This window comes from Mesorhizobium sp. LNHC221B00 (genome assembly GCF_000502935.1).
Classification (GTDB): Bacteria; Pseudomonadota; Alphaproteobacteria; order Rhizobiales; family Rhizobiaceae; genus Mesorhizobium; species Mesorhizobium opportunistum.
On sequence record NZ_AYWR01000033.1, the window covers coordinates 24,705 to 50,885 of the forward strand.

General features: G+C 64.6%; 24 protein-coding genes. 14 read left to right on the forward strand and 10 right to left on the reverse strand.

All coding sequences use genetic code 11. The features are described 5' to 3' along the window. Positions 1–419: 419 nt before the first annotated feature. From minC to X741_RS139055, 4 genes are all read left to right on the forward strand, one after another. Positions 420–1,247: a septum site-determining protein MinC gene (gene minC / locus X741_RS139070; protein ID WP_031250615.1), complete on the forward strand. Its 828-nt coding sequence runs from the start codon at positions 420–422 to the stop codon at positions 1,245–1,247. A 69-nt stretch (positions 1,248–1,316) separates the two neighbouring features. Beyond that, entirely contained in the window at positions 1,317–2,132 is an 816-nt protein-coding gene (gene minD / locus X741_RS139065) for a septum site-determining protein MinD (RefSeq protein ID WP_023768931.1), read from the forward strand. Further along, positions 2,129–2,401 (forward strand): cell division topological specificity factor MinE, encoded by a 273-nt coding sequence (gene minE, locus X741_RS139060; protein WP_013894383.1) that lies wholly within the window; start codon positions 2,129–2,131, stop codon positions 2,399–2,401. The genes minD and minE overlap by 4 nt, the downstream gene beginning before the upstream one ends. A 420-nt stretch (positions 2,402–2,821) precedes the next feature. After that, positions 2,822–3,703, forward strand: a complete 882-nt coding sequence (locus tag X741_RS139055) for a DMT family transporter (protein ID WP_023780479.1) — start codon at positions 2,822–2,824, stop codon at positions 3,701–3,703. A gap of 43 nt (positions 3,704–3,746) precedes the next feature. Here the strand turns inward: X741_RS139055 and X741_RS139050 are convergent, their stop codons facing one another. After that, complete coding sequence (locus tag X741_RS139050) at positions 3,747–4,709, reverse strand: AraC family transcriptional regulator (RefSeq protein ID WP_031250616.1); 963 nt, start codon at positions 4,707–4,709, stop codon at positions 3,747–3,749. Between the two features lie 288 nt (positions 4,710–4,997). Here X741_RS139050 and X741_RS139045 point away from each other — a divergent pair, with 288 nt between their 5' ends. The 3 genes from X741_RS139045 to X741_RS139035 all read left to right on the forward strand — a co-directional run bounded on the left by X741_RS139045 (position 4,998) and on the right by X741_RS139035 (position 7,466). Further along, positions 4,998–6,056 (forward strand): LuxR C-terminal-related transcriptional regulator, encoded by a 1,059-nt coding sequence (locus X741_RS139045; RefSeq protein WP_245272798.1) that lies wholly within the window; start codon positions 4,998–5,000, stop codon positions 6,054–6,056. A gap of 282 nt (positions 6,057–6,338) precedes the next feature. Further along, positions 6,339–7,043: an outer membrane protein gene (locus X741_RS139040; protein ID WP_031250617.1), complete on the forward strand. Its 705-nt coding sequence runs from the start codon at positions 6,339–6,341 to the stop codon at positions 7,041–7,043. A gap of 78 nt (positions 7,044–7,121) precedes the next feature. Continuing rightward, the gene (locus tag X741_RS139035) at positions 7,122–7,466 is read left to right on the forward strand and encodes a hypothetical protein (protein WP_023780483.1); all 345 of its coding nucleotides are present in this window, start codon (positions 7,122–7,124) and stop codon (positions 7,464–7,466) included. A 43-nt stretch (positions 7,467–7,509) separates the two neighbouring features. Here X741_RS139035 and X741_RS139030 read toward each other — a convergent pair whose 3' ends face one another. Beyond that, positions 7,510–8,439 (reverse strand): LysR family transcriptional regulator, encoded by a 930-nt coding sequence (locus X741_RS139030; RefSeq protein ID WP_023780484.1) that lies wholly within the window; start codon positions 8,437–8,439, stop codon positions 7,510–7,512. Positions 8,440–8,536: 97 nt separating this feature from the next. On the opposite strand from X741_RS139030, the gene X741_RS139025 reads away from it, so the two are divergent. Further along, positions 8,537–9,547 (forward strand): NAD(P)-dependent alcohol dehydrogenase, encoded by a 1,011-nt coding sequence (locus X741_RS139025; RefSeq protein WP_023780485.1) that lies wholly within the window; start codon positions 8,537–8,539, stop codon positions 9,545–9,547. 207 nt (positions 9,548–9,754) lie between these two features. On the opposite strand, the gene X741_RS139020 is transcribed toward X741_RS139025, so the two are convergent. The 6 genes from X741_RS139020 to X741_RS138995 form a co-directional block, all read right to left on the reverse strand. Next, positions 9,755–12,049 carry a xanthine dehydrogenase family protein molybdopterin-binding subunit gene (locus X741_RS139020; RefSeq protein ID WP_023780486.1) on the reverse strand — a complete coding sequence of 765 codons (2,295 nt, stop codon included), beginning with the start codon at positions 12,047–12,049 and terminating at the stop codon, positions 9,755–9,757. Beyond that, positions 12,046–13,029 (reverse strand): xanthine dehydrogenase family protein subunit M, encoded by a 984-nt coding sequence (locus X741_RS139015; RefSeq protein ID WP_023780487.1) that lies wholly within the window; start codon positions 13,027–13,029, stop codon positions 12,046–12,048. Before X741_RS139015 ends, X741_RS139020 begins: the two co-directional genes overlap by 4 nt. Further along, positions 13,026–13,499: a (2Fe-2S)-binding protein gene (locus X741_RS139010; RefSeq protein ID WP_023780488.1), complete on the reverse strand. Its 474-nt coding sequence runs from the start codon at positions 13,497–13,499 to the stop codon at positions 13,026–13,028. The genes X741_RS139015 and X741_RS139010 overlap by 4 nt, the downstream gene beginning before the upstream one ends. Positions 13,500–13,649: 150 nt before the next feature. Continuing rightward, complete coding sequence (locus tag X741_RS139005) at positions 13,650–15,905, reverse strand: xanthine dehydrogenase family protein molybdopterin-binding subunit (RefSeq protein ID WP_023780489.1); 2,256 nt, start codon at positions 15,903–15,905, stop codon at positions 13,650–13,652. Further along, positions 15,895–16,953 (reverse strand): xanthine dehydrogenase family protein subunit M, encoded by a 1,059-nt coding sequence (locus X741_RS139000; RefSeq protein WP_023780490.1) that lies wholly within the window; start codon positions 16,951–16,953, stop codon positions 15,895–15,897. The genes X741_RS139005 and X741_RS139000 overlap by 11 nt, the downstream gene beginning before the upstream one ends. Continuing rightward, positions 16,950–17,447: a (2Fe-2S)-binding protein gene (locus X741_RS138995; protein ID WP_023780491.1), complete on the reverse strand. Its 498-nt coding sequence runs from the start codon at positions 17,445–17,447 to the stop codon at positions 16,950–16,952. The genes X741_RS139000 and X741_RS138995 overlap by 4 nt, the downstream gene beginning before the upstream one ends. Positions 17,448–17,725: 278 nt before the next feature. Between X741_RS138995 and X741_RS138990 the strand changes: the two genes are divergently transcribed. The 6 genes from X741_RS138990 (at position 17,726) to X741_RS138965 (ending at position 24,278) form a co-directional block, all read left to right on the forward strand. Further along, the gene (locus X741_RS138990; protein WP_032928388.1) at positions 17,726–18,349 is read left to right on the forward strand and encodes a TetR family transcriptional regulator; all 624 of its coding nucleotides are present in this window, start codon (positions 17,726–17,728) and stop codon (positions 18,347–18,349) included. Positions 18,350–18,495: 146 nt separating this feature from the next. Then, positions 18,496–19,242: a DeoR/GlpR family DNA-binding transcription regulator gene (locus X741_RS138985; protein ID WP_023780493.1), complete on the forward strand. Its 747-nt coding sequence runs from the start codon at positions 18,496–18,498 to the stop codon at positions 19,240–19,242. A 102-nt stretch (positions 19,243–19,344) separates the two neighbouring features. Then, positions 19,345–20,916: a sugar ABC transporter ATP-binding protein gene (locus tag X741_RS138980; RefSeq protein WP_023780494.1), complete on the forward strand. Its 1,572-nt coding sequence runs from the start codon at positions 19,345–19,347 to the stop codon at positions 20,914–20,916. Beyond that, positions 20,913–21,914, forward strand: coding sequence for an ABC transporter permease (locus X741_RS138975; RefSeq protein WP_023780495.1), 1,002 nt, complete (start codon positions 20,913–20,915; stop codon positions 21,912–21,914). Before X741_RS138980 ends, X741_RS138975 begins: the two co-directional genes overlap by 4 nt. A 79-nt stretch (positions 21,915–21,993) precedes the next feature. Next, positions 21,994–23,151, forward strand: coding sequence for a substrate-binding domain-containing protein (locus X741_RS138970; protein WP_031250619.1), 1,158 nt, complete (start codon positions 21,994–21,996; stop codon positions 23,149–23,151). Between the two features lie 128 nt (positions 23,152–23,279). After that, the gene (locus tag X741_RS138965; RefSeq protein ID WP_023780497.1) at positions 23,280–24,278 is read left to right on the forward strand and encodes a bestrophin family ion channel; all 999 of its coding nucleotides are present in this window, start codon (positions 23,280–23,282) and stop codon (positions 24,276–24,278) included. A 258-nt stretch (positions 24,279–24,536) separates the two neighbouring features. Here X741_RS138965 and X741_RS138960 read toward each other — a convergent pair whose 3' ends face one another. Next, the gene (locus X741_RS138960) at positions 24,537–24,854 is read right to left on the reverse strand and encodes a hypothetical protein (RefSeq protein ID WP_023780498.1); all 318 of its coding nucleotides are present in this window, start codon (positions 24,852–24,854) and stop codon (positions 24,537–24,539) included. A 91-nt stretch (positions 24,855–24,945) separates the two neighbouring features. Beyond that, positions 24,946–25,698 (reverse strand): thioredoxin family protein, encoded by a 753-nt coding sequence (locus tag X741_RS138955; RefSeq protein WP_023780499.1) that lies wholly within the window; start codon positions 25,696–25,698, stop codon positions 24,946–24,948. Positions 25,699–26,181: the final 483 nt, after the last annotated feature.

A 26,181-nucleotide genomic window follows, 5' to 3' on the forward strand; every position in this document is an offset into this window, starting at 1 on the left:
GCATCGTGGGCTGCGCGACAAGCGCTCGTTCCGACGTGTTCGAAAAAGGTGCGTCGAAAAGCGGTAGTCTGATGCTGAATGGTTTCTTTTCCGTTCCATGGCTAATGATGGCGAGGCGGCTCGCCAATCGGCGCCGCCAGAAGCGGTGGTCAAAGGACGACTGCCGTCCACGCAAAAGCGTCGATGAGCTACTTGAGGCCACGAGTTGAATGACTCTTTAAGCCAGCTCGATGCTCGAAAGCCGACCTCCCGCTTGCGGCCCCTATCAAGACATTCAGTGCGTCGCCGGGTAGCAGCCGCAACTGGCGTTTAGCCGGTTGTCCAATTTCTCGCACAGCAGCCAAGCTGCCACCCCCTCATTAACCATTCGTTAACCATTCCCTCGCTAGCGTTTACCTCTCAGTAAGGATTCGCCAGCCGTGACCTTTGCCGCTCCCCTCGAGGCCAAATCCATTCGCTTTCGTGCCCGCTCTTTTGTCGCTTTCACCTTGACCCCGGAAGCGCCCATGGCGGAGTGGCTGCGGGGGCTGGATCATTGGATCGGCAACTCGCCGGGCTATTTTGCCGGCCGGCCGGTGCTGCTGGATTTGAATGTGCTTAAGCCGCAGCCGAGCGAGATCGCGTCGCTTGTGGCGGAGCTTGGTACGCGCGGCATTCGCATTTATGCCATCGAGTTGGAAGGAGCTTCGCTCGGCGCCGAACTGCCGCCTTTGCTGGTCGGCGCCAAGGAGGCGACGACGGATGGGCTGCTGCCGGGCCGCAAGGGTGGGCAAGAGGGTTCCGGTAGGGAAGGCAAGGCCGAGGGCAGGGCGCCGGACCACCGCATGGACGACCGTGCGGACACAGGTGCCGCGGCCAAAGGCAAGGCTGGCGCAAGCAAGACCGATGAAAGCGAGCCGCAGGTTTCGCATTACGATTCGGGTACGCTGATGATCAAGGCGCCGATCCGTTCCGGCCAGGCGATCATGCATGCGCATGGCGATGTCATCGTGCTGGGCTCGGTCGCGTCCGGTTCGGAGATCGTCGCCGCCGGCTCGATCCATGTCTATGGCACGCTGCGCGGGCGCGCTTCGGCGGGCGCGCTCGGCAACACCGCCGCGCGCATCTTCTGCCGCCGCAACGAGGCCGAGCTTTTGTCGGTCGACGGCTGGTACATCACCGCCGAGGAGATGGAAGGCGTGTCGCGCGGCAAACCGGTGCAGGCCTTCCTCGACGGCGAGGGCCTTCGTGTCGAGACATTGAGCTAAAGCGCTGACTGAGACAAAGGCCGGCAAGCCGGCACGGGATAACAAACGATAACAACGGAGGCTTTTTTGATGGGCAAGGTAGTGGTGGTCACTTCGGGCAAGGGGGGCGTCGGCAAGACCACCTCGACGGCAGCGCTTGGAGCGGCCGTGGCCAAGACCGGCAAGAAGGTGGCGCTCGTCGATTTCGACGTCGGCCTGCGCAATCTCGACCTGATCATGGGCGCGGAACGGCGCGTGGTGTTCGACCTCGTCAATGTCATCCAGGGCACGGCCAAGCTGTCGCAGGCGCTGATCCGCGACAAGCGGGTCGACACGCTGTTCCTGCTGCCGGCCTCGCAGACGCGCGACAAGGATGCGCTGACCGAGGAAGGCGTCGGCGAGGTCATCGACAAGCTGCGCTCGGTGTTCGACTATGTGTTCTGCGACAGCCCGGCCGGCATCGAGCGCGGCGCGCAGCTCGCCATGCGCTTTGCCGACGAGGCGGTCATCGTCACCAATCCGGAAGTGTCTTCGGTGCGCGATTCCGACCGCATTATCGGCCTGCTCGACGCCCGCACCATGCGCGCCGAACAGGGCGAGCAGATCGCCAAGCACGTGCTGGTCACCCGCTATGACGCGGGGCGGGCCGCGCGGGGCGAAATGCTCTCCATCGACGACGTGCTGGAGATCCTGTCGGTGCCGTTGCTCGGCATCATCCCCGAGAGCCAGGATGTGCTCAGGGCCTCCAACCTCGGCGCGCCGGTGACGCTGTCGGAGCCGCTCAACACCGCGGCCAAGGCTTACCTCGACGCCGCAAGGCGGCTGGAAGGCGAGGACCTGCCTGTCATCGTGCCCTTCGAACGCAAGGGCTTTCTCGATCGTCTTTTGGGAAGGAGGGCGGCATGAACCTGCTCGACATCTTCAAGCGGCGCTCCAGTGCGCCGGTGGCGCGCGAGCGGCTGCAGGTGCTGCTGGCCTATGAGCGCCGCAACCGCAACCAGCCAGACCTCGTCTCCATCCTGCGCGAGGAGATCATGGCCGTCATCGCCAAGCATGTGCAGATCGACCAGGATTACCTGCAAATCTCCATGGACCGCGGCGAGACCATGTCGACGCTGGAAATCGACATCCAGATCCCCAACAAGAGCGCCGTGCCGATGGCGATCTCGGCCTAGCTTTTTCACCCTCCCCCTTGTGGGGAGGGTTGGCTCGCAGTCGCAGCGAAGCGGCGATTGCGGGACGGGGTGGGGCAGCGCGACGCTGCAAGACCTATCTGCTGCAAGGCCAGCGCCAGCACCCCCACCCGGACCTGCGGTCCGACCTCCCCACAAGGCGGAGGTGGGGAGCCAGCGCCTCACACCGCGTTAAACACAACCGTCTGCGCCAACCCGCCACCCCTGCGGTTCTCCAGCGTCACGGTTCCCCGTAGCGCTCGATGACACCCAGGCGCGCGGTTACCAGGCCCGCATTGCGCTCGCCGGGCTGGCTGTGCCCTTATCAAGGCATCCGCGCTGCCTCACGACAGGCGGGCCGGTTCACCCTATTGCCATGCTGCCGGGCAGGTTTCGCCGGGCGGCATGGGAGGATCAAGTCAATTGACATCGACGCCGGTTGCCAGTCGCGAAGCGGCGCCCTTGCCCGTCGCGGCGCTGATGGGCGCCATGGTGTCGATCCAGATCGGCGCCACCTTCGCCAAGACCTTGTTCCCGGTGATCGGCGCACAGGGCACGACGACGCTCAGACTCGTCGTCGGCGCACTGATGCTGATCGCGGTGCTGCGGCCGTGGCAAATGCGGCCTTCGCGCGCCACCTTGCCGTGGCTCATCGCCTATGGCGTGACGCTCGCAGCACTCAACCTCTTGTTCTACGCGGCACTTGCCAGGATTCCGCTCGGCGTTGCCGTGGCGCTGGAATTCTCCGGCCCGCTGCTGGTGGCGACGCTGACCTCGCGGCGCGCCAGCGATTTTGGCTGGATCGCGCTTGCGGTCGCCGGCATCGTGCTGTTGTCGCCGTTCATCCGTTCGCTGCAGCCGCTCGACCCGGTGGGGGTGGTGCTGGCACTGGCGGCCGGTGGTTTCTGGGCGCTCTATATCGTGCTTGCCCAGAAGGCCGGCGCGGAACTCGGCTCGCGCACGACCGCCTACGGCATGACGGTCGCCGCCGTTCTGGTGTTGCCCTTCGGCGTGGCCGAGGCCGGCATGGGACTGCTTTCGCCATCGATCCTGGTCAGCGCATTGCTCGTCGGCCTGTTCTCCAGCGCGCTGCCGTTCTGGCTGGAGATGGTGGCGCTGACCCGGATGCCGGCCCGCATCTACGGGACGCTGACCTGCCTGGAGCCTGGGCTGGGCGCGCTCGCCGGCTTCCTGTTCCTGCACGAAAGCCTGACGCTGCCGCAACTGGCCGGTATCGCCGCCGTCATCGTCGCGGCCGCCGGCACGGCGCTGACCTCGAAGCCGCCGGTGCCGTCGCCGGAGTAGGGGTGTCGGGCAGGCGAACGCGCGAAACGCGGTTCAGCGTTCCCTATCTGGTGCTCGTCGGCGTATGGCCAAACCGGCGGCGAAAGCAGCGATTGAAATAGGACACATCGCTGAACCCGCTTATCATAGCTATATCGCTGACCCGCATGTCGTCATTGTGTCTTTGCGAGAGCATCTTGCGGGCTCGCTGCAAGCGGAGCTCGAGGACCCTTTCGGAGAAGCTGGTGCCCGTTTCCTGAAGGAGGTCGTGGACGTAGCGTGCCGACAGGCCGAGTTCTTGTGCGACGCCTTGGGCGGAGATGCCGGGGTCGGCGAAATTGTCGGCGATCTTGGCCAGGATGGCCTGCAGGCGGGCGGCGCGCAGGCCCCGGAGGCCGGCCAGTTCGGCGCGCTGGCCTTTCGCGCCGGTCACCAGGCCGATCAAATCGACGATCGTTTCCGTCGCGTGCGTTACGAGATCGGGCGAGGCGAGGGAGCGGCCGGTTTCAAGCAGCTGGCAATAGCGCTTGAGAAGATCGAGGGCTTCGCTTTCGGCGCCTATCTTCAACGCCAGCCTGTCGTCGATCTGCGGGAAGGCCTGGGTGAGGATGGCGCGCGGGACCACTATGTTTGCCCACACATTGCTGTCGGCACCGGACATTTTTAGCGCTTCCGCTGCCGTGACAAGGACCGCTTCGCCCCGGCCGACACCGTATTCGCGGCCGGCCTGGGCCCCGGACAACAGGGTGTCGGCCTTGTTGATCAGCAGCAGGTATCCGTCATTGTCGTCGTCGGCGATGTTGCTCGCCTTCCTCGTCGCATGCTTGATCGTTCCGGACATCTGGCCAAGAACCAGTTCTCCCACGGCCGTGGCTTCGATCGAGGCCTGGAAGGGCAGGTTTTCCGATGTGCCATATTCGACCGACCATATCTCCGCGACATGGATGTCCTGCCAGAGGGAAAACCGATCTCGTTCGCTGAGATGCGATGGCAACTGAGCCGATGAAAAGACCGTCTTTTGTGACAATGGTGCAACCCGATATATATTCGCAAACTCTAATCTATTGAGCGCGATGCTTCCCATTCCAAGAATAACCAGCGACAATAGCCGCTTGGTATCAACTGAGCGAAGTCAAATCCTTAATCGAGATCGACCGCGCGTGGCGTCACCTGAAAGTATGACGCTACAAATTCCTTCGAGGCGAGATCGGAGCAAAATGGGGGGCATGTGGAGAGGCTGAGCAGCGAAGTTCTCTGTTCGATCATTGGCGATATCTATGATTGCGTCCTGGACCCCGACGGTTGGGCCGAGGTGATGATCCGGATCACCGGGGCTGTCGATGCGGCCTATACCACCATCGCGCTTGCCAGCACCGCCGGCAATCAAGGCCGCTTCGCGGCCCAATCGCCCTGGGATCCCGAGCAGATGCGCGTCCTCCAGGAGGACTATGATTTTGACACGATTCCCGGGCTGAAGGCTGCGGTCGTCGGCGACGTCGACAGTCCTGTCGCGACGCTGTCGCAGATGAGCGAAGCCGAGCTCCAGCAGACTCCGTTTTTTCAGAATTGGGCCAAACCGCAGGGACTGCGCGAAGGCTGCATCACCAAATTCGTCCACACGCCGGACCGGATCGGGCTGATGGGTTGCACCACGCGGGCCACCAGGGCCGCCATATCAGCCGAAGAGCAGCGTTTCCTGGCGTTGCTCTCGCCGCATCTGCGGCGTGCATCGCTGATCGGAGATCTGCTCGATCAGGCCCGCGTCACCGCCAATCTCTATCGGCAGGCGCTTGACCATCTGGCAGTGCCTGTTGTTTTGACCGGCGCACACGGAACGATCCTCCACGCCAATGGCGCCGCCGAACGGATGTTTTCCGCGCAAGGCCCCATTCTTTCCAGGAACGGCGTGCTCCAGGTGCAAAATCCGGCAGTGGCCCGCGCCCTGCTGGAAGCGATCGCCAGCGCGGCGAGCGCGGATTTTCTGCTTGGCTCCCGCGGCATTGGCCTGCCCGTTTCGGCCCTGGGCCAGCCGCCAGCCGTCGCCTATGTGCTGCCGTTGAGCGAAGGAACGGCTCGCGCCGCTTTTCAGCCCGCATGTGCCGCCGTCTTCGTGTCGACGACGACGTCCTCTTCCCCGCTCCCCGAGGCCGTTCTCACCACCTTGTTCGACCTTACGCCGGCGGAGGCGCGGGTCCTGCTGCGCATCGGCAGCGGATTGTCCGCCTCGAAGAGCGCAGTGTCGCTGGGCATTGGCGAGAACACGCTGAAGACGCACCTCAACCGTATCTTCGCCAAAACCGGCACGAGGCGCCAAGCCGATCTCGTCAAACTCGTCTCGGACATGGGCACGCCGCTCGCGGTTCAGGCTCAATAGGCTGAAGCCGCCGCTCGCCGCCGAACACCTCCCAATCGCTCGTGGAGCCGGGACGGGTCGCGACCAGGCTCGATGCTGACCCTGCTGAACACAGGCCGCCGATCGACTGAGGCTGAATGGCCACACCGACCGAGAAAGCGTCGCAGTGCTCTCCAGGACAATTCAGGTGCGGCCCAGCCCAAGACGTGGCCGGCCGACAATGCAACACCGGGGCGCGACAACAGCTGGATCCCCGTGAGCATTTCGCGCGGGGCCACAACCCTTGGGGCGGCAGACAAACAAATGAAAACACTTCTTCTCGCGACAGTCTTCATTCTCGGGCCTGTCGGCATGGCCTGTGCGGCTGACATCAATGAAGTTTCGCCTGTTGCCGGCTACGACTGGTCCGGCCTCTATGCCGGCGTCGACGTCGGCTACGCGGCCGGAAAATCCAATCTTTTCATCGCCGGCGGTGGTTTCGGCGGAGGCTCCGACCTCAACAGTTCGCTCGATCCGAGCGGTTTTGTCGGCGGCATCCATATCGGCGCCAATTACCAGATGGCGAACAGCTTCGTGATCGGCGCCGAGGCTGATATCGCCTACAGCAATGCCGATGGGTTGACGCCCCTGGACACCGGTGGCGGTGGCGTCTCCGCGTTGCTCAAGAGCGAACTCAAATGGTCGGGATCGGCGCGGCTGCGGGCTGGCTATGCGTTCGACCGGACATTGCCCTACATCACCGCCGGCGTGGCTGCGGCCAAATATGAAGTGACCGCGATCAGCGCCGGTCCCGGCGGTGAAATACCGTTCCACGACGAGAGCCATGTCGGCTGGACGGTTGGAGCGGGCATCGAGCACGCCTTCACCGACAGATGGATCGCGCGGGCCGAATATCGGTACTCCGATTTCGGCAGCCAGGATCTGTCAATAGCAGCCGGTCTTCCGACGGCGACGAGCGTCGATCTGCAGACGCACGATGTCCGGGTCGGCCTCAGCTACAAGTTCTGATCCGCCACGCCGGCCAGCAACCCCGCGCCGGTTTTTTCGGCGCGGGCAAACACAGCATTTCGAGGCAGCAGACAAACCATGAAAACCATTCCTCTCGCGGCGGCCGTCATCCTCGCAGCTGCTGGCATGGCGTCGGCAGCGGATGCCAATTTGCCGGTTGACTCTAGCTACAACTGGTCCGGCGCCTATCTCGGCGCACAGGCCGGATACACGTGGGGTGACGCGCGGGTCGGGCAGACCTTTGCGCCCGGCAGCTTCGACGATTATGGCTGGGGTTACGGCCCGTCCGGCGGCTTCGGTGGCCTTTATGCCGGCTACAACAAGCAGTTCGATGGCGGGCTGGTTCTCGGCGTCGATGACCCGGCCTTTGGCGGCGAGCTCAAGCTGGATTCTGTCGGCTCGCTTCGCCTGCGGGCGGGCTGAGAGCGGAGCGCGTAATCTCCTTCGAGAGAGGAAATTAGCAGCTTCACCGCCGCCACGGCGGCTCCGGCGAAAAGCGCTTGGCGATCCAGTCCGCGAAGGCGCGGGTCTTGGCGGCTTGTCCCTTGGCCGAGGGCATGACGACATAGACCGCGCCTTCGTCGGCGAGCGTCCAGTCCTCCAGCACTGGCACCAGCCGTCCATCGGCGATTTCGCGACCGACCAGCCAGTCGGTGCTCATCATCAGCCCGACACCTTGCACAGCGGCCTCGACCAGCACCTCGGCATCGTCGGTGACCAGCGGCCCGGAAACCTCGACGCGCGCGCGCCGGCCTTCGCGGTCCATCATCTCCCAGGCCGGAAAGGTCTGGAAGCCGGAGAAGCCCAGGCAGGAATGTTCGAGCAGCGCCTGCGGTGTCTCCGGCCTGCCGCTTCGGGCGAGATAGGCGGGAGCGGCGCACAGCAGCCGGCGCCGCGTCGCGATCCTGCGCGCCACCAGGCGCGAATCCTCCAGCGCGCCGAGCCGCACGGCGACGTCGAAATTCTCGGCGACCAGGTCGGCGAAGCGGTTGGAGAATTCGGCCTCGATGCGGACATCGGGAAATTCGGCGAGGAATTGCGGCAGCAGCGGGCCGATCCACATGCGCCCGAACGTGCCGGGCAGCGCCAGCCTGAGCAGGCCGCGCGGGCCGCCGCCGGCATGGGCGGAAGCCGCGGCCTCGGCCTCGTCGACCGACGTGAGGATGGCGCGCACGCGCACCAGGAATTCGGCGCCCGCTTCGGTCAGCGACACGCTGCGCGTCGTGCGATGAAGCAGCCTTACCCCCAGCCGCTCCTCCAGCGATTGCAAGCGCCGCGACAGGATGGTCGCGTCGCGGCCAACACGTGCCGCCGCCCTGGTGAAGGAGCGCGCCTCGGCGATGGCCGCGAAGGCCGCCATTTCGGCAAGGGCCGCCGGTTCGTGTGATTGCTGCATTATCCGCAATACTCAAATGTAAATGGCGAGGATTATCTAGTGATAGCGCAGCAGCTAGGGTCACTCAACCCATCAATCGTCACACAGGAGTGAAACCATGAAAGCCATCGAACTCAGCCAGGCCAGGCTGGATGCCTTCCGCGCCACGACCGTCGCCACCCCCGAACCGCAGCGCGGCGAGGTGCTGATCCGCCAGCGCGCGGCGAGCCTCAACTTCGTCGATGTCGCGGTGGCGAGCGGCAATTATCCCGGACCGACCTTTCCGCTCATCCCGGTCGCCGACGGCGCCGGCGAGATCGTCGCGCTGGGCGAGGGCGTTACGACGTTCAGCACGGGCGATCGCGTGATCGCGCATGCCAAGCCGCACTGGATCGGCGGTCCGCCTCGGCCTTACGAGATGAGGCAGATGCGCGGCATCTCGCTGCCGGGGTCGCTGTCCGAATACGTCGCGCTGCCGGCCAATGCGCTGGTGCCGGTCCCGGCGCACCTCTCCTTCGAGGCGGCATCGACGCTGCCGATCGCCGGCACCACCGCCTGGAACGCGATCCGCGCCGCCAATGTCGGGCCGGGCTCGGTCGTCGTGCTGCTTGGTACTGGCGGCGTCTCGATCTTCACGTTGCAACTGGCGAAAGCCTTCGGCGCCACCGTCATCATCACCTCCTCGTCGGACGAGAAACTGGAGCGGGCGAAGGCACTCGGCGCCGATCATCTGATCAACTACCGCGCGACTTCAGACTGGGACGACAAGGTGCTGGAGCTGACCGGCGGCCTCGGCGCGGACCTAGTCGTCGAGACCGGCGGCGCCGCCACCTTCGCCCGTGCGGTCAACGCCACCGCGCCCGGCGGCACGCTGTTCACCATTGGTTTCGTCACTGGCGCCGAGGTCACGGTCAATCTGCTGCCGATCATCATCAAGGCGCTGAAGGTGGTCGGCAACAACACCGGATCGGCATCCGACCTCCGTGACGCCGCCCGTGCCATCGGTGCAGCCGGGATCGAGCCGGTCGTCGACAAGGTGTTTTCGCCTGACGAAGCAGCCGAAGCCTACACCCACATGGCCGCCGGCGGCCTGCATTTCGGGAAATTGGTGTTTGGATTGGAGTGGTGAGGGGAGGGTGAGGCTTGCGCCTGGCCGCCCCCCTCTGGCCTGCCGGCCATCTCCCCCTCAAGGGGGGAGATTATTCGCTTCATCGTTTTCGCCAATGATCAACGCTGGAAAGAAAGTTAGCAGAGCGCCGAAGCTGCCAATCTCCCCCCTCGAGGGGGAGATGCCCGGCAGGGCAGAGGGGGGCGCCTCACACCACGCGTCGTCCAGCTAAATCAGCTTCTCCAGCGTGATCGGCAAATCCCTGATCCGTTTCCCCGTCGCGTGGAACACCGCATTGGCTATCGCCGGCGCGACGCCGACGATGGCCACTTCGCCGACGCCCTTGCCGCCAAGGGCCGAGGAATGCAGATCGGGGATGCCGACCGAGATCACCTCGATATCGGGAATGTCGGCGTTGGTCGGCACGAGGTAGTCGGCGAGATTGTCGTTGACGATGCGGCCGTGGCGGCGGTCGACGATGCCTTCTTCCAAGAGCGCCTGGCCGATCCCCATGATGATGCCACCCTTCCACTGGCTTTCGGCCAGTTTCGGATTGTAGAGCCGGCCCGAATCCAGCGCCGACACCATCCGCGAGACGCGCACCGTGCCGAAATCCTCGTCAACGCGCACTTCGACGAAATGCGCGCACCAGGAGTAGCGGGAATAGTCGCCCTCGGTGTGCGGCAGCGCCATGGCGATGGTGGTGTAGTTCTTGTAGCGGTCCTCGGCGCTCGAATTGGCCGGCATGGTGTCGCCGGTCGCCTCGATATGGTCGCGGCCAACGCTCTTGAGCAATTCGGCGACCGACACATCAGGGCCATCGCCGCGCGGCGAGCCGATGCGGCCGTTGCTCACCACCAGCGTGTTGGCCTGCAGCGCATGGAAGGGCGATCGCGGGTCGCTGATCGCCAAGCCCACCAGCTGGTCGAGCGCCGAGATGGCGGCCTTATGGACCGCACCGGTCATCACGCCGGCCAGCCGCGAGCCGCCGGTGACGCCGGCGCGGGGAAAGCGGGAATCGCCGAGTTTCACCACCACGTCGTCGGCCGGCACGCCGACGGTTTCGGCAGCCGTCTGCGCCAGGATGGTGTAGGTGCCCTGGCCCATGTCGATCGAGGAGCTTTCGACCTCGACCGAACCGTTGGCCAGGATGCGCACGATCGCCTCGCCATAAGCGCGCCGCACCGGATAGGTGCCGGCGGCGACGCCCCAGCCGATCAACTGGTTGCCGTCGCGCATCGAGCGCGGCTGCGGCGTGCGCCTTGACCAGCCGAAGCGTTCGGCGCCTGCGGCAAAAGCCTCGCGCAACTGCCTTGTCGACCAGGCTTTTTTGACGTGTGGATCCTGCTCGGCGTAGTTGCGCAGCCGGATCTCCAGCGGGTCGATGCCGACCTCGTAGGCGAGTTCGTCGATGGCGCTTTCTATGCCGAAGGCGCCAGGGTTCTCGCCCGGCGCGCGCATGGCGCCCGGCACCACGCTGTTGACCCGCACGACATTCTGTTTCGAAGAGAAATTCGGCGTCGCGTACATGATCGAGGTGACCGATCCCAGCGGCTCGACCCACATGCCGTCGATCGACGTTTCGTTGACGCCGCCATGCACGATGGACTGGATGACGCCGTCATGGCCGGCGCCGATCGTCACCGTCTGTCGCGTCGCGGCCCGGCCGCCATAGCCGGTGAAGGTCTGCGGCCGGGTCATCACCAGCCGCACCGGCCGGCCGAGCATCTTGGCGGCACTCGCGGCAATCGCACCGTGGCCGAGTGCCAGCGCCTTCGAACCGAAGCCGCCGCCAACATAGGGCGACACCAGCCGCACATTCTGGAACGGCACGCCGAACCATTCGGCATAGGTGCGGGCCATGCCGTCCAGCCACTGGCTCGGCTCCCAAACGGTGAGATGATCGCCCTCCCAGCGCGCGATCAGGCCGTGCGGTTCCATCGGCGCCTGGTATTCGCGCGGCGTGTTGTAGGCAGCGCAGATCCGCACCGGCGCCGAGGCGAAGGCTGTTTGCGCGTCGCCCCATTCCTTTGTCATGGCATCGATCGGAATGCCGTCGCCGGCCTTGCCATCGCTGAGGTCGACGATGGAAGGTGTCTCGTCATAGCTGACCTTGACGAGTGCCGCCGCGGCGACCGCCTGCTCGAAGGTTTCCGCGACGACAGCCGCGACATGCTGGCCCGAGAAGGTGATGTCGTGCGCCAGCGGACAGTAGGGTTTGTCCGGCGGCGGCGTGCCGAACCAGTCCGACGCGGTCCTGAGGCTGATGATGGTGTCCGGCGTCAGCACCTTGAGCACGCCGGGCGCTGCCTCGGCCTCCGCTGTCTCGATCGAACGCACCTTGCCGGAAGCAATCGTGCTTTCGACCAGCGCGGCATAGGCGAGGCCCTCGAGCTGCTGCTCGACGGCATATTTGGCCGCACCGGTAATCTTGGCCGGGCCGTCCACGCGCGACAGCCGGCCGCCAACGGCTTGCGCCAGCGTTCCGTCCGAGGCGTCACCATGTCTTGTGTGAATGGTCATGCCGTCTCTCCCAATTTGAGGATGGCGCGCGCGACAATGCGTGGCGCGAGCTCGATCTTGTAGTGGTTGGCGCCATGGTCGACGGCGCCTTCGACTGCGAGCCGACTGGCGGCGCGGACAACGTCCGGCTCCAGCACCTTGCCTTTCAACGCGTCTTCGACGGCCCGCGCCCGCCATGGTTTGGTCGCGACACCGCCGAGCGCGACGCGCAGATCGCGGATGGTGCGGCCGTCCGCCTCGAACTCGATGCCGACAGCGGCGCTCGCGGCGGCGAATTCATAGGATTGCCGGTCGCGGATCTTCAGGTAGGTCGAGCGGCGCGCGGCGGCGGAGCCGGGGATCTCGATGGCGGTGATCATCTCACCCGGTTCGACCGCGTGTTCCCGGTCCGGCGTGCTGCCAGGCAGCAGGAAAAAGTCGTCGACGGGGATGCGCCGATCGCCGAGATGGACCGTCGCGTCGAACGCGACCAGCGCTGTGGCGAGATCGCCGGGGTACATGGCGATGCAGGCGTCGCTTGTGCCGAGCACGGCATGTCCCCTGGTGACGCCGCCGATCGCCGAACAGCCGCTGCCTGATACACGCTTGTTGCAGGCCGGAAAATTGGCGGGATCACGGAAATAGGGGCAGCGCGTGCGCTGCATCAGATTGCCGCCAATGGTCGCCATGTTGCGGATCTGCGCCGAGGCTGCCTGCCACAGCGCTTCGGAAACGGCGGGAAAGCGGCTCTTGATGTCGGCGTGATCGGAGACATGGCTCATCCGGGCGAGCGCGCCGATGGTGGCGCCGCGCTCGTTCACTTCGATCTTGTCCAGCCCCTTGAGGTGGGTAATGTCGACCAGCATTTCCGGCTCGGCGACGCCGCATTTGGCGAGGTCGATCAGCGTGGTGCCGCCGGCCAGCAGCATGGCACCGGGCAGGGCGGCCGCCTGGCGTGCGTCGTCAGCCGAAGCGGCGCGGAGATAGGAAAACTCCCTCATGACGCGGCCTCCAGGGCTGCCTGGCGCACGGCGGCGACAATGTGCGGGTAGGCGCCGCAACGGCAGAGATTGCCGGCCATGTATTCGCGGATCTCTTCATCCGAGCCGGCATGGCCCTCGCGGATGCAGGCCACCGCCGACATGATCTGGCCTGGTGTGCAATAACCGCACTGGAAGGCATCCTGTTCGAGGAAGGCAGCTTGCACGGGATGCAGTTCGCCCTCCCGTGCAAGCCCCTCTATGGTGGTGATGGTGCGGCCCTCGGCCTGGGCTGCCAATGTGAGGCAGGCCAGCACGCGCTCGCCGTCGACATGCACGGTGCAGGCGCCGCACTGGCCGTGGTCGCAGCCTTTCTTGGTGCCGGTCAGGCCAAGGCGGTCGCGCAAGGCGTCGAGCAGCGTCACGCGCGGTTCGAGCTGCAACTCGTGGCGATGGCCGTTGATATCGAGATGGACGGGGATTTTTGTCATGGGCGTCTGGCTCCAGTTGCTTGACGCGGATGGGATTGGGATAGGGCAGGTGAGGGCCGGACGGCTTCCAGCCCTGTCGCTGCGCTGTCGTTTCTGGTGCGCGTCGTTCGGAAGGGGATCGGCTTCCGAACGACGCGCACGCTGGTCACCTCAGAGCAGGTCCTCCAGCCGGATCGGAAAGCGCCGGGCCCGCACGCCGGTCGCATGCCAGACCGCATTGGCGACGGCACCGGCCGTGCCGGTGATGCCGATTTCGCCAACGCCCTTGATGCCGAGCGCATTGACATGGGGGTCGTGCTCGTGGACCAGCAGCGCCTCGACCGACGGCACGTCGGCATTCACCGGCACATGGTATTCGGCGAGGTTGGCATTCTGGATCCGGCCCGAGCGCCTGTCGGTGACGGCTTCCTCATGCAGCGCGAAGGAAACGCCCCAGATCATGCCGCCGTAGTACTGGCTGCGCACCAGCCGCGGGTTGATGACCCGTCCGGCGGCGAATGCACCGACCAGCCGGGTGACGCGGATCTGGCCGAAATCGGGGTCGATTTTGACCTCGGCGAACACCGCGCCATGTGCGTGTTTGGCATAGGCCTCCTGCGACGCCGGATCCGCAGCACCCTTGCCATGGCCTTCGATCTCGGAGAGGCCCGCGCGAGTGAGGATCTCGGCATAGCTCTCGCTGCGGCTTTCGTCCTCGCGCCGGTACAGCCGTCCGCCGCGCGCCAGCAAACCTTCATTACCGGCGCCGAACAGAGGCGAGCGCTCGTCGCCGGTGGCAAGATCGGCAAGCCTTGCAATGACGGCGGCGCCCGCATTGTGGATCGCCATTCCGGCTGTCGCCGTGTGGCCGGAGCCGCCGGCAATGCCGGCGTTGGGAAGATCGGAGCTGCCGGCCTTGAACTCGACCCGGTCGATGTCGAGCCCCAATCCGTCGGCGGCGATCTGGGCAAAGGCGGTCCATGCGCCTTGCCCCATGTCCTGGGCGCCGGTCTCCATCAGGCCGCTGCCGTCGCTTCTCAGCACGGCGCGGGCCTCGGCCTGGAACATGATGGCGGGAAATGTGGCTGTGCCCATACCCCAGCCGACGAGGAAACCGTCCGCGTCGCGCATCCGGCGCGGTTGAAGCGGGCGACTCGCCCAGCCGAACGCCTCGGCCGCCTGTTGATAGCATTCGCGCAGCGCTTTGGAGGAGAACGGCTTGCCCGTCATCGGCTCGATTTCGGCATAGTTCTTGAGCCGGAATTCCAGCGGGTCCATGCCGCAGGCATGCGCGGCCTCGTCGATGGCGCTCTCCAGCGCGATCGAACCGGTGGCTTCGCCGGGAGCCCGCATGAACAGCGGCGTGCCGGTGTCGAGCCGCACGGCATCGTGCGAGGTGGCGATGGCCGGACTGGCATAGAGCGTATGCGAAGCGTCGGCGGCCGGTTCGAAGAAATCGTCAAACGTGCTCGATGTGGTCCTGGCGTGATGGGAGATCGCGGTCAGTTGGCCGTCGCCGTCCATGCCCATACGCAAGGTTTGGCGGGTCGGGGCGCGATGGCCGACGGGGCCGTACATCTGCTCGCGCCGCAGCACCAGCTTGACCGGACGGCCGACGAGGCGTGCCGCCAGGATGCCGAGCACCTGAGGCCCGGAAATCATGCCTTTGGAGCCGAAGCCGCCACCAAGGAAAGGGCTGCGGATATGGATATTTTGCGGCGCGATGCCGAACAGGCCGGCGATGCGGCCCTGCGCCATGGCAAGGCCCTGGCTCGGCGTGTCTATCGACAGGCGGTCGCCATCCCAGGCGGCCACGATCGCGTGCGGCTCCATGGCGTTGTGGTATTGAGCCGGTGTCTCGTAGGTCGCCTCGATCCGCGTCGTTGCCGATTTGAGGCCGGCATCGACATCGCCCTTCTGCTGCACCGCCGGGCCGCCGACGCCGACACCGCGGGGTACGAAGCTTTCAGCGCCGTCGAGACCGACGCGCGCGGGCAGCGCTTCATAGCGCGGCGACAGCAGCGCGGCTCCTTCGGTCGCTGCTTCAAGGGTTTCGGCAATCACCACGGCAATGCTCTGGTTGGGATAGCGGACCTGGTCGTTCTGCAGCAGATCGAGCCGGAACATGAAGGGATTGTCCTTGGCATCCGGATCGATGGCGAGGGCCGGGCGGTTGCGCGGGGTCATCACCTCGACCACGCCCGAATGCGCCTTGGCCGCCTCGATATCCAGCGAGACGACGCGGCCGCGCGCGATGCTGCTGACGGCCAGCACGGCATAGAGCATACCGAGCGGATGGTTGTCGGCGGCATAGCGCGCGGTGCCGGTGACTTTCAAAAATCCATCGCGGCGGGTCAGCGGCTGGCCGATGCTGGAGCCCTGCCGGGTATGGGCGGGTTGCTGGTTGAGGTTGAGTTCAAGCGTCATGGCGCGCTCCGGGGATGGAGGAAAAAGGGGAGGCAGGCAGGGCCGGCAGCCGTTCGGGCGTTCCTGCCCGTGCCGACATCAGCGCCCTGACGAGAATGCGCCGGGCAAGTTCGATCTTGAACGCATTGTCGCCGGACGGGCTGGCGTCGGCCATCGCGGCATCGGCGGCGCGAACGAAGCTCGCCTCGTCGGCATCGGCGCCGAGCAGGGCGGCTTCCGCCGAACGCGCCCGCCACGGCTTGGCCGCCACACCGCCCAGCGCCAGCCTTGCACCGCGGATCTTGCCACCATCGATGACGAGCGCCGCGGCGGCCGAGACGACGGCGAAGGCATAGGAGGTGCGTTCGCGCACTTTCAGGTAGCGCGCATTGGCGCGGAAGGAGGCGGCCTCCGCCGGCAGCCGCACGGCCACGATGAGGTCGCCGGGCTCCAGTGGATTTTCCAGCTGCGGTGTGTCGCCGGGTAGCCGGTGGAATTGCTCCAGGGTGACATGGCGCCGGCCGGCCTTGCCCTCGATCTCGACCACGGCATCGAGTGCCACCAGCGGCACGCAGAAGTCCGACGGATGCGTGGCGATGCAGGCATCGCTCCAGCCAAGCACGGCGTGCAGGCGGTTCTCACCGCCCAATGCACCGCAGCCCGTGCCGGGATCGCGCTTGTTGCAGGCACTGGCAGTGTCGTAAAAATAGCTGCAGCGCGTCCGTTGCAGCAGATTGCCGCCGACGGTGGCGGCATTGCGGAGCTGCGCCGAGGCCCCCGAAAGCAGCGCTTCGGCCACCGCGGGATAGGCGCTGGCGAACGCCGCGTCATGGGCCAAGTCGGCATTGCGGATCAGCGCGCCGATGCGCACGCCGCCATCGTCCAGCCGTTCGATGCGATTGAGCTCCGGCAGTCGAGTGATGTCGACGATGCGCTCGGGGCTGGTGATGCCGCCCTTCATCAGGTCGAGCAGATTGGTGCCGCCGGCGAGATAGGACGAACCTGGCTTGGCCGCCGCCGCGATGGCGTCGGAAATGGTGGCGGGCCTGATATAGTCGAAGTCTCTCATGCCGCGGTCCTCCGGTTGGTTCTGGCAAGTTGTTCCTGGGCTTCCAGGACGGCCTCCACGATGCCGCCATAGGCCGCGCAGCGGCAGATGTTGCCGCTCAGCCCTTCGCGGATGCGCTCGGGATCGTCGCCTGCCTGTCCTTCGGCGATCAAGCCGAGCGTGCTCATGATCTGGCCGGGCGTGCAGAACCCGCACTGGAAGCCATCATGGGCGATGAAGGCGGCCTGCACCGGATGCAGTTCTTCACCGTTCGCGACGCCTTCGATCGTCAAGACGTCGGCGCCGTCATGGCTGACCGCCAGCGCCAGGCAGGAGTTTATGCGCTTGCCGTCGACCAGCACGGTGCAGGCGCCGCACTGGCCGCGATCGCAACCCTTCTTTGTGCCGGTGAGGTCAAGCCGCTCGCGCAACAGGTCGAGCAGCGTTACGCGTGGATCGACCTCCAGTTCGTGTCGGTGTCCGTTGATGGTGAGCGTGATGGGAAGGCTGGTCATTGACCTCTGGCTCCAGTGCTTAGGTCGGGAATTGAACTGGCGCCTTGCCGGGAGGGGCAAGGTACCTCGTGGTCAGATGCTGGTGATGAAAGCAGAGATGAAGACGGTTCTCTCGCACGCAGCGGGAGATGTCGGCTTGCAGGTTGGAAAGACGTGACATACCCATTCCCCTGATTATATGATAAAGGTACTCCACTAAAACGGAGGTGCCTCCGTTTATTACGTGGGGGCTGGCCCGGCCGGGTTCAAGCCCCCATATTTGATCCGTGGAGAAAAAATTGGCCGTCGAGCCGTCAGCACTCGCCGAAACGAAGACCGCCGCGGAGGCCAAGCCGCTGCGCGCGGATGCCCAGCGCAACCGCGACCGGCTGGTCGAGACGGCGGCGACACTGTTTGCCGAGCGCGGCATCGATGCCTCGCTGGAGGAGATCGCACGCCGCGCCGGGGTCGGCATCGGCACGCTCTACCGGCATTTCCCAACGCGCGAGCACCTGGTCGAGGTGGTCTACCGGCGTGAAGCGGAGGCGCTTTGTGCCGCTGCCGGGGAGCTTGCGGCAAGATATCCGTCCGACGTCGCGCTGGAAGAATGGATGCGGCGCTTCGTCGACTACATCGCGACCAAGCGCGGCCTGGCGACCAGCCTGCGCATCCTCTTCACCACCAATTCAACATTGTTTTCCGACACGTCGGGCCGGATATCGCAGGCCTTGCGGCAACTGGTCGAGGCGGCAGTGGCCGACGGCACTATCCGCGGCGACGTCGATGCCTCCGACGTCCTGCACGCGCTGGGTGGCATCTATTCCGCACCCGATACACCGGAGTGGCGCGACCGTTCGTGGCGGCTGGTCAAACTGCTGATGGACGGCTTGCGGTTCGGGGCGGGGAAATCCGCCACAGCCTGACGGTCGAGCGATTGGCCCGGCGACCGGTAAAAGCCAAGCCGGGCTTGTCCGTCAGCCATTGCAGGACAATCCGCGCACCGCGCTTGCATCCGAGTGCGAGCGGTTGTTAAAATCCTCACATTTCAGGCGACCAACAGGCCCAATGCATGACTGCTCGCAAAGCGCAAAGGACGGCCCGGCTGATCCATCTTTTGTCGGAACGGCGGGTCATCCATCTGAGCGAAGCGGCAACGCTCCTCGGCGTCTCCGAAATGACGGTGCGGCGCGACATCGCCAACAACCAGGGGCAGATCGCCTATCTCGGCGGGCACATATTGGCCGCGGCCGAGATCGAGGCCGATATTCCCTACGAACTGGCGACCGCGGCCGACAGTCATGCGGCGGCAAAGCGCGAGGCCTGCCTGCACGCGGTGCGCAAGATACGGCCCGACGAAACGATCTTCATCGACTGCGGTACGACACTGATCCACCTGATCGACCTCATTCCCGATAATTATCAAATAACGGCAATATGTTACGCGATGAATATCGCGGAGCGCCTGAGCCGCAAACCCAATGTGACCATCATCATGCTAGGCGGTGTCTATCACCCCGCGTCGGCGTCTTTCTCGGGCACGCATGATTTCGACATTTTGAAGAGCGTCGGCATCAACGCAGCCTTCCTGTCGGCCGCCGGCGTGGATGCCAAGCGCGGCGCCACTTGCGAGCATTTCCACGAGGCGGTGGTGAAGCAGAAGGTGATGAGCCTTGCGCGCGAGAATTATCTGGTCATCGATTCGAGCAAGATCGGCAAGCTCAAGCGCGCCTTCTTCTCAGCCATGGACGGCTTCGACGCCATAGTTACCGAGCATGGCGAAGTCGGACCGGATTCATTTCAGCCTGACTCCGTTTGACATTTCCTCAAGCTGATGGAAAAGTCACAAAAAAAGTAAGATAAGTCTCAAAAGAGATATCGTCGGGGTAGGGGACGCTTCAAGGGAGGAAGTGCGGGCGTCATGATCGAACCGGGTTCGACTGCGATGATGTCCGAAATCCCCTTGCTGCGCGTCGAGGGCGTCAGGAAGCGGTTCGGCGGCGTCAATGCGCTGCGCGGCGTCAGTCTGGAAATCAGGTCCGGTGAAGTGCACGCCCTGCTCGGCGAAAACGGGGCCGGCAAATCGACGTTGATCAAAATCCTGAGCGGTGTGCATGTGCATGATGGCGGCTCGATCGAAATCGACGGCAAGCCCGTCTCGTTCGCTTCGCCCGCCCAGTCGCGCGATACCGGCGTGGCGGTCGTCTACCAGGATCTGAGCCTGGTCGAGTCGCTCTCGGTTGCCGACAATCTGCTCTTGGGGCGAGAGCCGAAGACGCGGCTTGGCTTCCTGAAGAAGCGGCAGCTGGTGGCGCAGGCCGAAGCCTTCCTCAAATCGCAGAACATCCCGCTCGACGCCCGCGCCATGGTCGGCTCGCTGCCCTTTGCCTATCGCCAGATGACCGAGATCGCCAAGGCGCTGATGGGCGATGTCCGCCTGCTCATTCTGGACGAGCCGACCTCGGCGCTGACCGACGATGAGGAGAGAATCCTGTTCGAGGCGATCCGGGCGGTGGCGGCGCGCGGTGTCGGGGTGATCTATGTCACGCATCGCCTCAATGAAGTGTTCCGGATTTCGAGCCGGGTGACGGTCTTCCGTGACGGACAGAACGCCGGAACGTTCGTCACGGCGCAAACCAATATGCGGCAATTGGTGGGGGCGATCGTCGGGCCCGATCACGCCGTCCTGAAGGCGGACGGCACGGCACCGGGGCAAGGCGTGCCCTTATCGACCGGTCCATCTCAAAAGCCGGTGCTCGAATTGACTGACGTCAGCAACGACCGGCTGGACCGCGCCGATCTCGAGCTGCGCAGTGGCGAGATCCACGGCCTCGCCGGCCTGATCGGCAGCGGACGCACCGAAATACTGCAGACCATCTTCGGACTGCGGTCCATCCAGTCGGGCGAAGCCAGGCTGGACGGTGTTTCGCTTGCTGGAACCGATCCGGCGGCGGCAATAAGGCGAGGCATCGCGCTGGTGCCGGAGGACCGGCATGTCCAGGGCCTGGTGCTCGAACATTCGATCGAGCGGAACCTCGTGCTGCCAAGGCTGCGGGAGTTCTCCCGCCTCGGTTGGCTGCAGCGCCGGTCCTCGAGCGAGCACGCCAATGCCGCGATGCGCCGGCTGGCCGTCAAGGCCCCCAACGCATCGACCGCAGTGAAGAACCTGTCCGGCGGCAATCAGCAGAAGGTCGTTTTCGGCAAATGGAACGAGCCGCGGCCGCGGGTGCTGTTGCTCGACGAGCCGACGGTCGGTGTCGATGTCGGCGCGCGCGAAGAGATTTACGGCGTCATTCGTGCCGCGGCAGGCGCCGGCAGCGGCGTTCTGCTGGTGTCTTCGGATCTCTCGGAACTGCTGCAGCTATGCGACCGCATCTCGATCGTCGTCGATGGCCACATCACCAGGACGATTGGGCGGCAGGAATTCGGCAGCGCCGAGGATCTCCATCACCTCATTCAACTTTCGCAGCCATCGGAAGAGCACGCGGCATGAGCGACACCCAACGCCCGGCAAAGGCACCAATGGCAAGGGGCGCTTCCAACCAAGCGGGCGGTCGCTCGGCGCTGCGGCATCTGCTTCAGGGCGAGCGTCCCTACATGCTTTACGTCGCCTTCGCCGTCATGCTGATCGTCTTCAGCCTGGCATCGCCCTGGTTCCTGTCGATCGACAATTTTCTCAACATCGGCCGGCAGACGACGCTGGTCTCGATCATCGCGGTGGGCATGACATTCGTCATCATCTCCCGGCAGATCGACCTGTCGGTCGCCTCGACATTGGCGCTTTCGGGCATGAGCGCGTCGCTGGCCATGGCTTTCCTGGCCAACAATTGGGTCGTCGGCGCCGTCGCGGGGCTGGGCACCGGCGCGCTGATCGGGCTGATCAACGGTGTCTTGACCACCCGCCTCGAAATCCCGTCCTTCCTGGTGACGTTGGGCACGTTGAGCGCTGCGCGCGGCCTGGCGCTGATGGTCACCAACACCAAGCCGGTCATCATCACCAACGAATACTATTTCGCGATCTTCGGCGAGGGCTCGGTACTCGGGATCCCGGCGCCGATCCTGTGGACGCTTGGCGTCACCGTGGCCGGCATCCTGCTCTTGCACTACAGCGTCTATGGGCGGCGCATCTATGCGGCGGGCGGCAATCCGACAGCCGCACTCTATTCCGGGGTCCACATCAAGCAAGTCACCACGCTGGCCTTCGTGCTGACCGGAACGCTCGCCGGACTGGCATCGCTGATTCTGTCGGCGCGCTCGCACGCGGCGCGGCCAGATGTCGTGCAAGGCATGGAGCTCGATGTCATCGCTTCGGTCATCCTTGGCGGCTGCAGCCTGTTCGGCGGCCGCGGCTTCGTGCTCGGCACGCTGCTCGGCAGCCTGATCATCGGCACCCTCAACAATGGGCTGGTGCTGCTCGGCGTCAGCTCGTCACTGCAACTCGTCATCAAGGGAGCAATCATCGTCGCCGCGGTCGCGTTCACGAGGAGGTAAGGCGCGCATCCCGCTCACCAGCAGAAAATCGCCGGCTCCAAACGGCGACAAGAACGTCAACGATCAACGGAGGAAAGTCATGAAACAACAGGCACGAATCCACTCGCTTTTCTGTACATTGGGCCTCGCCGCCAGCGCCTTCGCGCTGTCGACGTCGCTTGGCTTGGCGCAGACGCCGGAGACTTGCGTCACCGGTGTCGACATGGCCACGCTCGGCCCCAAGGGCATTGTGGGGCAGGGTCCGCACGGCGAAAAGGCAGCCTCGCCCGACGAGCTGAAATTGACCGACGACGAAGCCGCCAAGGTCAAGGCCGGCAAGTTCAAGGTCGGCATTTCCATGCAGACGGTGAACCTCGACTGGTCGCAGTTGCAGGTGCAAGGCATCAGCGAAACGCTTGCCAAATATGGCGTCACCGTCACCGGCGTGGCATCGGCCGAATATCAGGTCGACAAGCAGATCGCCGATATCGAAAACACCATCCAACAGCATCCAGACGGCATCATTTCGATCCCCGTCGATTTCACCGCGACGGCGCCGACCTACAAGAAGGTGGGCGAGGCCGGTATCAAGCTGGTGTTCATGGACAGCATTCCGGTCGGCCTCGAATCTCCGAAGGATTTTGCCTCGATGATCTCGGCCGACAGCCAGGGCAATGGCCAGATCGCAGCAACGATCCTGGCGTCCTGCATGCCCAAGGGCGGCACGATCGGGCTGGTGAATTTCGGCGTCGACTATTTCAGCACCAACGAGCGCACCAAGGGCGTCAGCGAGTGGATGAAGAAGAACCGTCCCGACATCGTCATGAAGCAGGTCGACTTCACCGATCCCTCGAAAGTATCGCAGATCGCCGGCGACTTTCTGACTGGCAATCCCGATGTGAAGGGTCTGTACGCGGTGTGGGACCAGCCGGCGCTCGACACGCTGTCATCGATGCGTGCGCAAGGCATCGACATTCCGATCACCACGGTCGATCTCGGCCTGCAGTCGGCGATCGAGATCGCCAAGGGCGGGCCGCTCAAGGCAACCGGCTCGCAGCGCCCCTATGACCAGGGCGTCGCCGAGGCGATGGCCATGATGAAGGCGCTGATCGGGCAGCCCACGCCCGCCTGGGTCGGCGTGCAGTCGCTGCCGGTGGTGCAGTCCAACGTGCTGGAATCCTACAAGACCGTCTTCCACAAGGACCCGCCGGCCGAACTGGTCGACGCCTGCAACAGCGCCAAGCCGAAATGCAACTGAGGTAGCGGCATGGGCGCGGGAGAGATCCCGCGCCCATGAGCCAGAACGGCCATTCATCACGGGCACGCGGTATGCTAGGCGTCACAACAGCTTGATTTGTCCGTTATCCACGCTTTCGAGGGCATGCGATGTATGTAGGCCGTTCCTACAAACTGATCGATTTCGCGCTGTGGTCGCGGCGTAGCGTCATCTACATGGTGGTGGTGAGCGGCATGGCCGTCGCGGCCTACCGCCTTCCCGGTATCGCTGGCTTCTCGGTGCCTTGGTCGGTGGTACTCGTGCTCGGCACCACGGTGTCGCTCGTCGCCGGCTTCAAGAATTCGCAGGTCTTCACCCGCAGCGGCGAGGCACTGCAGGCGTTCACGCAAATCACCGCCAGCAGCCGGGTATGGTCCAATTTCTGTCGCGACTTCCTCGATGCACCGACGGCGAAGCAACTCATCTACCGCCACATCGCCTGGATGACGGCGCTGCGCTTTTCCCTGCGGCGGCCGATGCCGTGGGAATCCATGGGGAAGGCGGCCAACATCGAGTATATGCGGCGCTATCGCATCCAGGAGGACAAGGGCTCCATCGCCGACGAGTTGCGCCCGCTGCTGGCCGAACAGGCCGACAAGGTGCTGAAATCGTCGCAGCCGGCGTTGGCTCTGCTCGAAATGCAATCGGTCCAGATCAACGCGCTGTTCAAGGACGCCAAGCTCCCCCCGCAGATTTACGTAGAACTGACGAAGCTGATCCGCGACCTCCACGACCAGCAGGCGCGCTGCGACCGTATCAAGAACAACCCCTATCCGCGCCAATACGCCATCGTCAGTTCCATGTTCGTCATGATCTTCTGCACGCTGCTGCCGTTCGGCGTCGTTCCGGTCTTTGCGGAGATGGGCAAGCTTGGCGGCGTGCTGAGCACGGTCGGCATCTGGCTGACGATCCCGTTCAGCACGCTGCTGGGCTGGGCCTATATGTCTCTCGACCAGGTCGGCGAGAGCAGCGCCAACCCGTTCGAGGGCAATGCCAACGACGTTCCGATCTCGCAGATCTGCCGCGACATCGAGATCGAACTGCGCGCGGGACTTGGCGAGGTTGAGCTGCCCAAGCCATTGTTGCCGGTGAATGATATCGCGACTTGAAGTGCTGGCCACCTCGCCGGCGCCATCGGAGAGCGGAACGCGGCCGTCAGCCATCGGCATCTTGCCGCACACCGCGAAATCGTCGCGCAGGTTGAGCGCGCAGGCGCGGATCCTGACCAGCACGTCATCCGGCCTTGGCCGGGGCGGATCTTCCTCGACCAGGTCGAGCCTGTCCAAGCCACCGGGCGCTCTTAGCCTGACCAAGCCGCATAGTCTTTCTCCGACGTGTGGGATATTTTGATATGCGGCGAGCCGGATCTAGCGGGCCTGCCGGCCGGAAATCACGCGCAACCAGGGCGCCAGATGGAAGGCGCTCATCAACAGATACATGGCCGGCATCCCCGTTAAAGACGGGCCGGTTAAAGACAGGCCGGTTAAAGACGGGCCGGTTAAAGACGGGCCGGTCAGCGGCGAGCTGCCCATGCACAGCATGGCCGCATCGCCGCCCTGAAGGCAGGAGAGCAGGGCCATCACGGCGAAGGTGGGTGCTGCCGCGAGGCACAGCCAGTCGGCGATGCCGAGGGGGGCGATGTGTTCGGAAGTCGCGCTGCCGATGCCAGAATGGATGTCGTTCATAGTCTTTTCCTTAGTGTCCTGGCCTGCAGGGTTTGGTTTCCTCTCCCCATTTCGTGAGGGAGAGGAAACTTTCGGCCATTCCGGCCAGACGCTACTGATCGCTCTTTTCGCGGAAGGCGGCTTCGCCGGCCGCCGACACCTCGGCCCACTTCTTGTCGGCCCCGGCTTCGTAATTGTCGTGCCAGTTCCACCAGCTGTAGAGCGGGGTCTGGGGATAGCCTTCGGGCGAATCTTCCCAGATCTCCTGGCGGCCGAGAGGGGTGGCGTCGAGATAGCTCCACACCGTGCCCAAGGCCTCGTCGCCGCGGGTGTTGATGAAATAGGTTCGGAAGACGCGGTCGCCATCATGGATGAACACGTTGTGGCCGTGCCATTCGTCGACGCCGAAATCCTTGTCGAAGCTATCGGTGATCGTATACCAGGGCATCTTCCACTCCATCCGCTGCTTCAGCCTGACGATGTCGGGCTGCGGCGCGCGCGAGATGTAGGCAAGCGTGGTGTCGCGGGCATTGAGATGGGCGAGGTGGCCGACCTGATCGGCGCCGAGCGAGCAGCCGCGGCAGGCGTGGTCGGGCCAGCCATAGACGCCAGGCTCGAAGAAGGCGCGGTAGACGATCAACTGGCGGCGGCCTTCGAACAGGTCGAGCAGGCTGGCCTTGCCATTCGGGCCCTCGAACACATAGGCCTTGTCGACTTCCAGCCAAGGCATGCGGCGACGCTCGGCGGACAGCGCGTCCTTGGCACGCATGGTGGCCTTTTCCTTGACCAACATCTTTTCGTACGCGGCATCCCATTCCTGTCTTGAAACGATCGGTGGGGTCTTCATCGTCATGTGCTTGGTCATTGGTCTTCTCCTTTGCCAGTGGCGCCGTCGCGGCGTGTTGTCGTGTGGGGATCCGGAACCAGCGTAGAACGGTGAAGCGGGGCGCTTGGAGTTACAAAAGTGGCGGGATTTGAATCGTCCGGCCCGGCGCAGCAGGGGTGGCGGGGCCGTGCGGTGTGCTCGAGATCGTCGGTTGCAGGCATTTTCAATCATCCCTATTAAGATGCTTAACATTTGTACCTGAGATGCTCAGGATGGCGATTGCCGGTGTTGGCGTCAACGGTGGCCGTGATGCCCTCAGCCATCTGGCTAGGTTTGGTCGATGCGGCTTGCTGACCGGCGGTGGTGATTTAAGTTAGGGCGGCGTGGCGTGGGGGTGGGAGTTACAAGTGTGACGGGATTTGAATGGACTCGCTGATCACCGCGGCAGGGCTGGCCCTGGCCGCCGGCGATCCGCTCGGCGCGCTGGACCGCGTCGCCTTGCGCGAGGACGCGCCGGCGCTG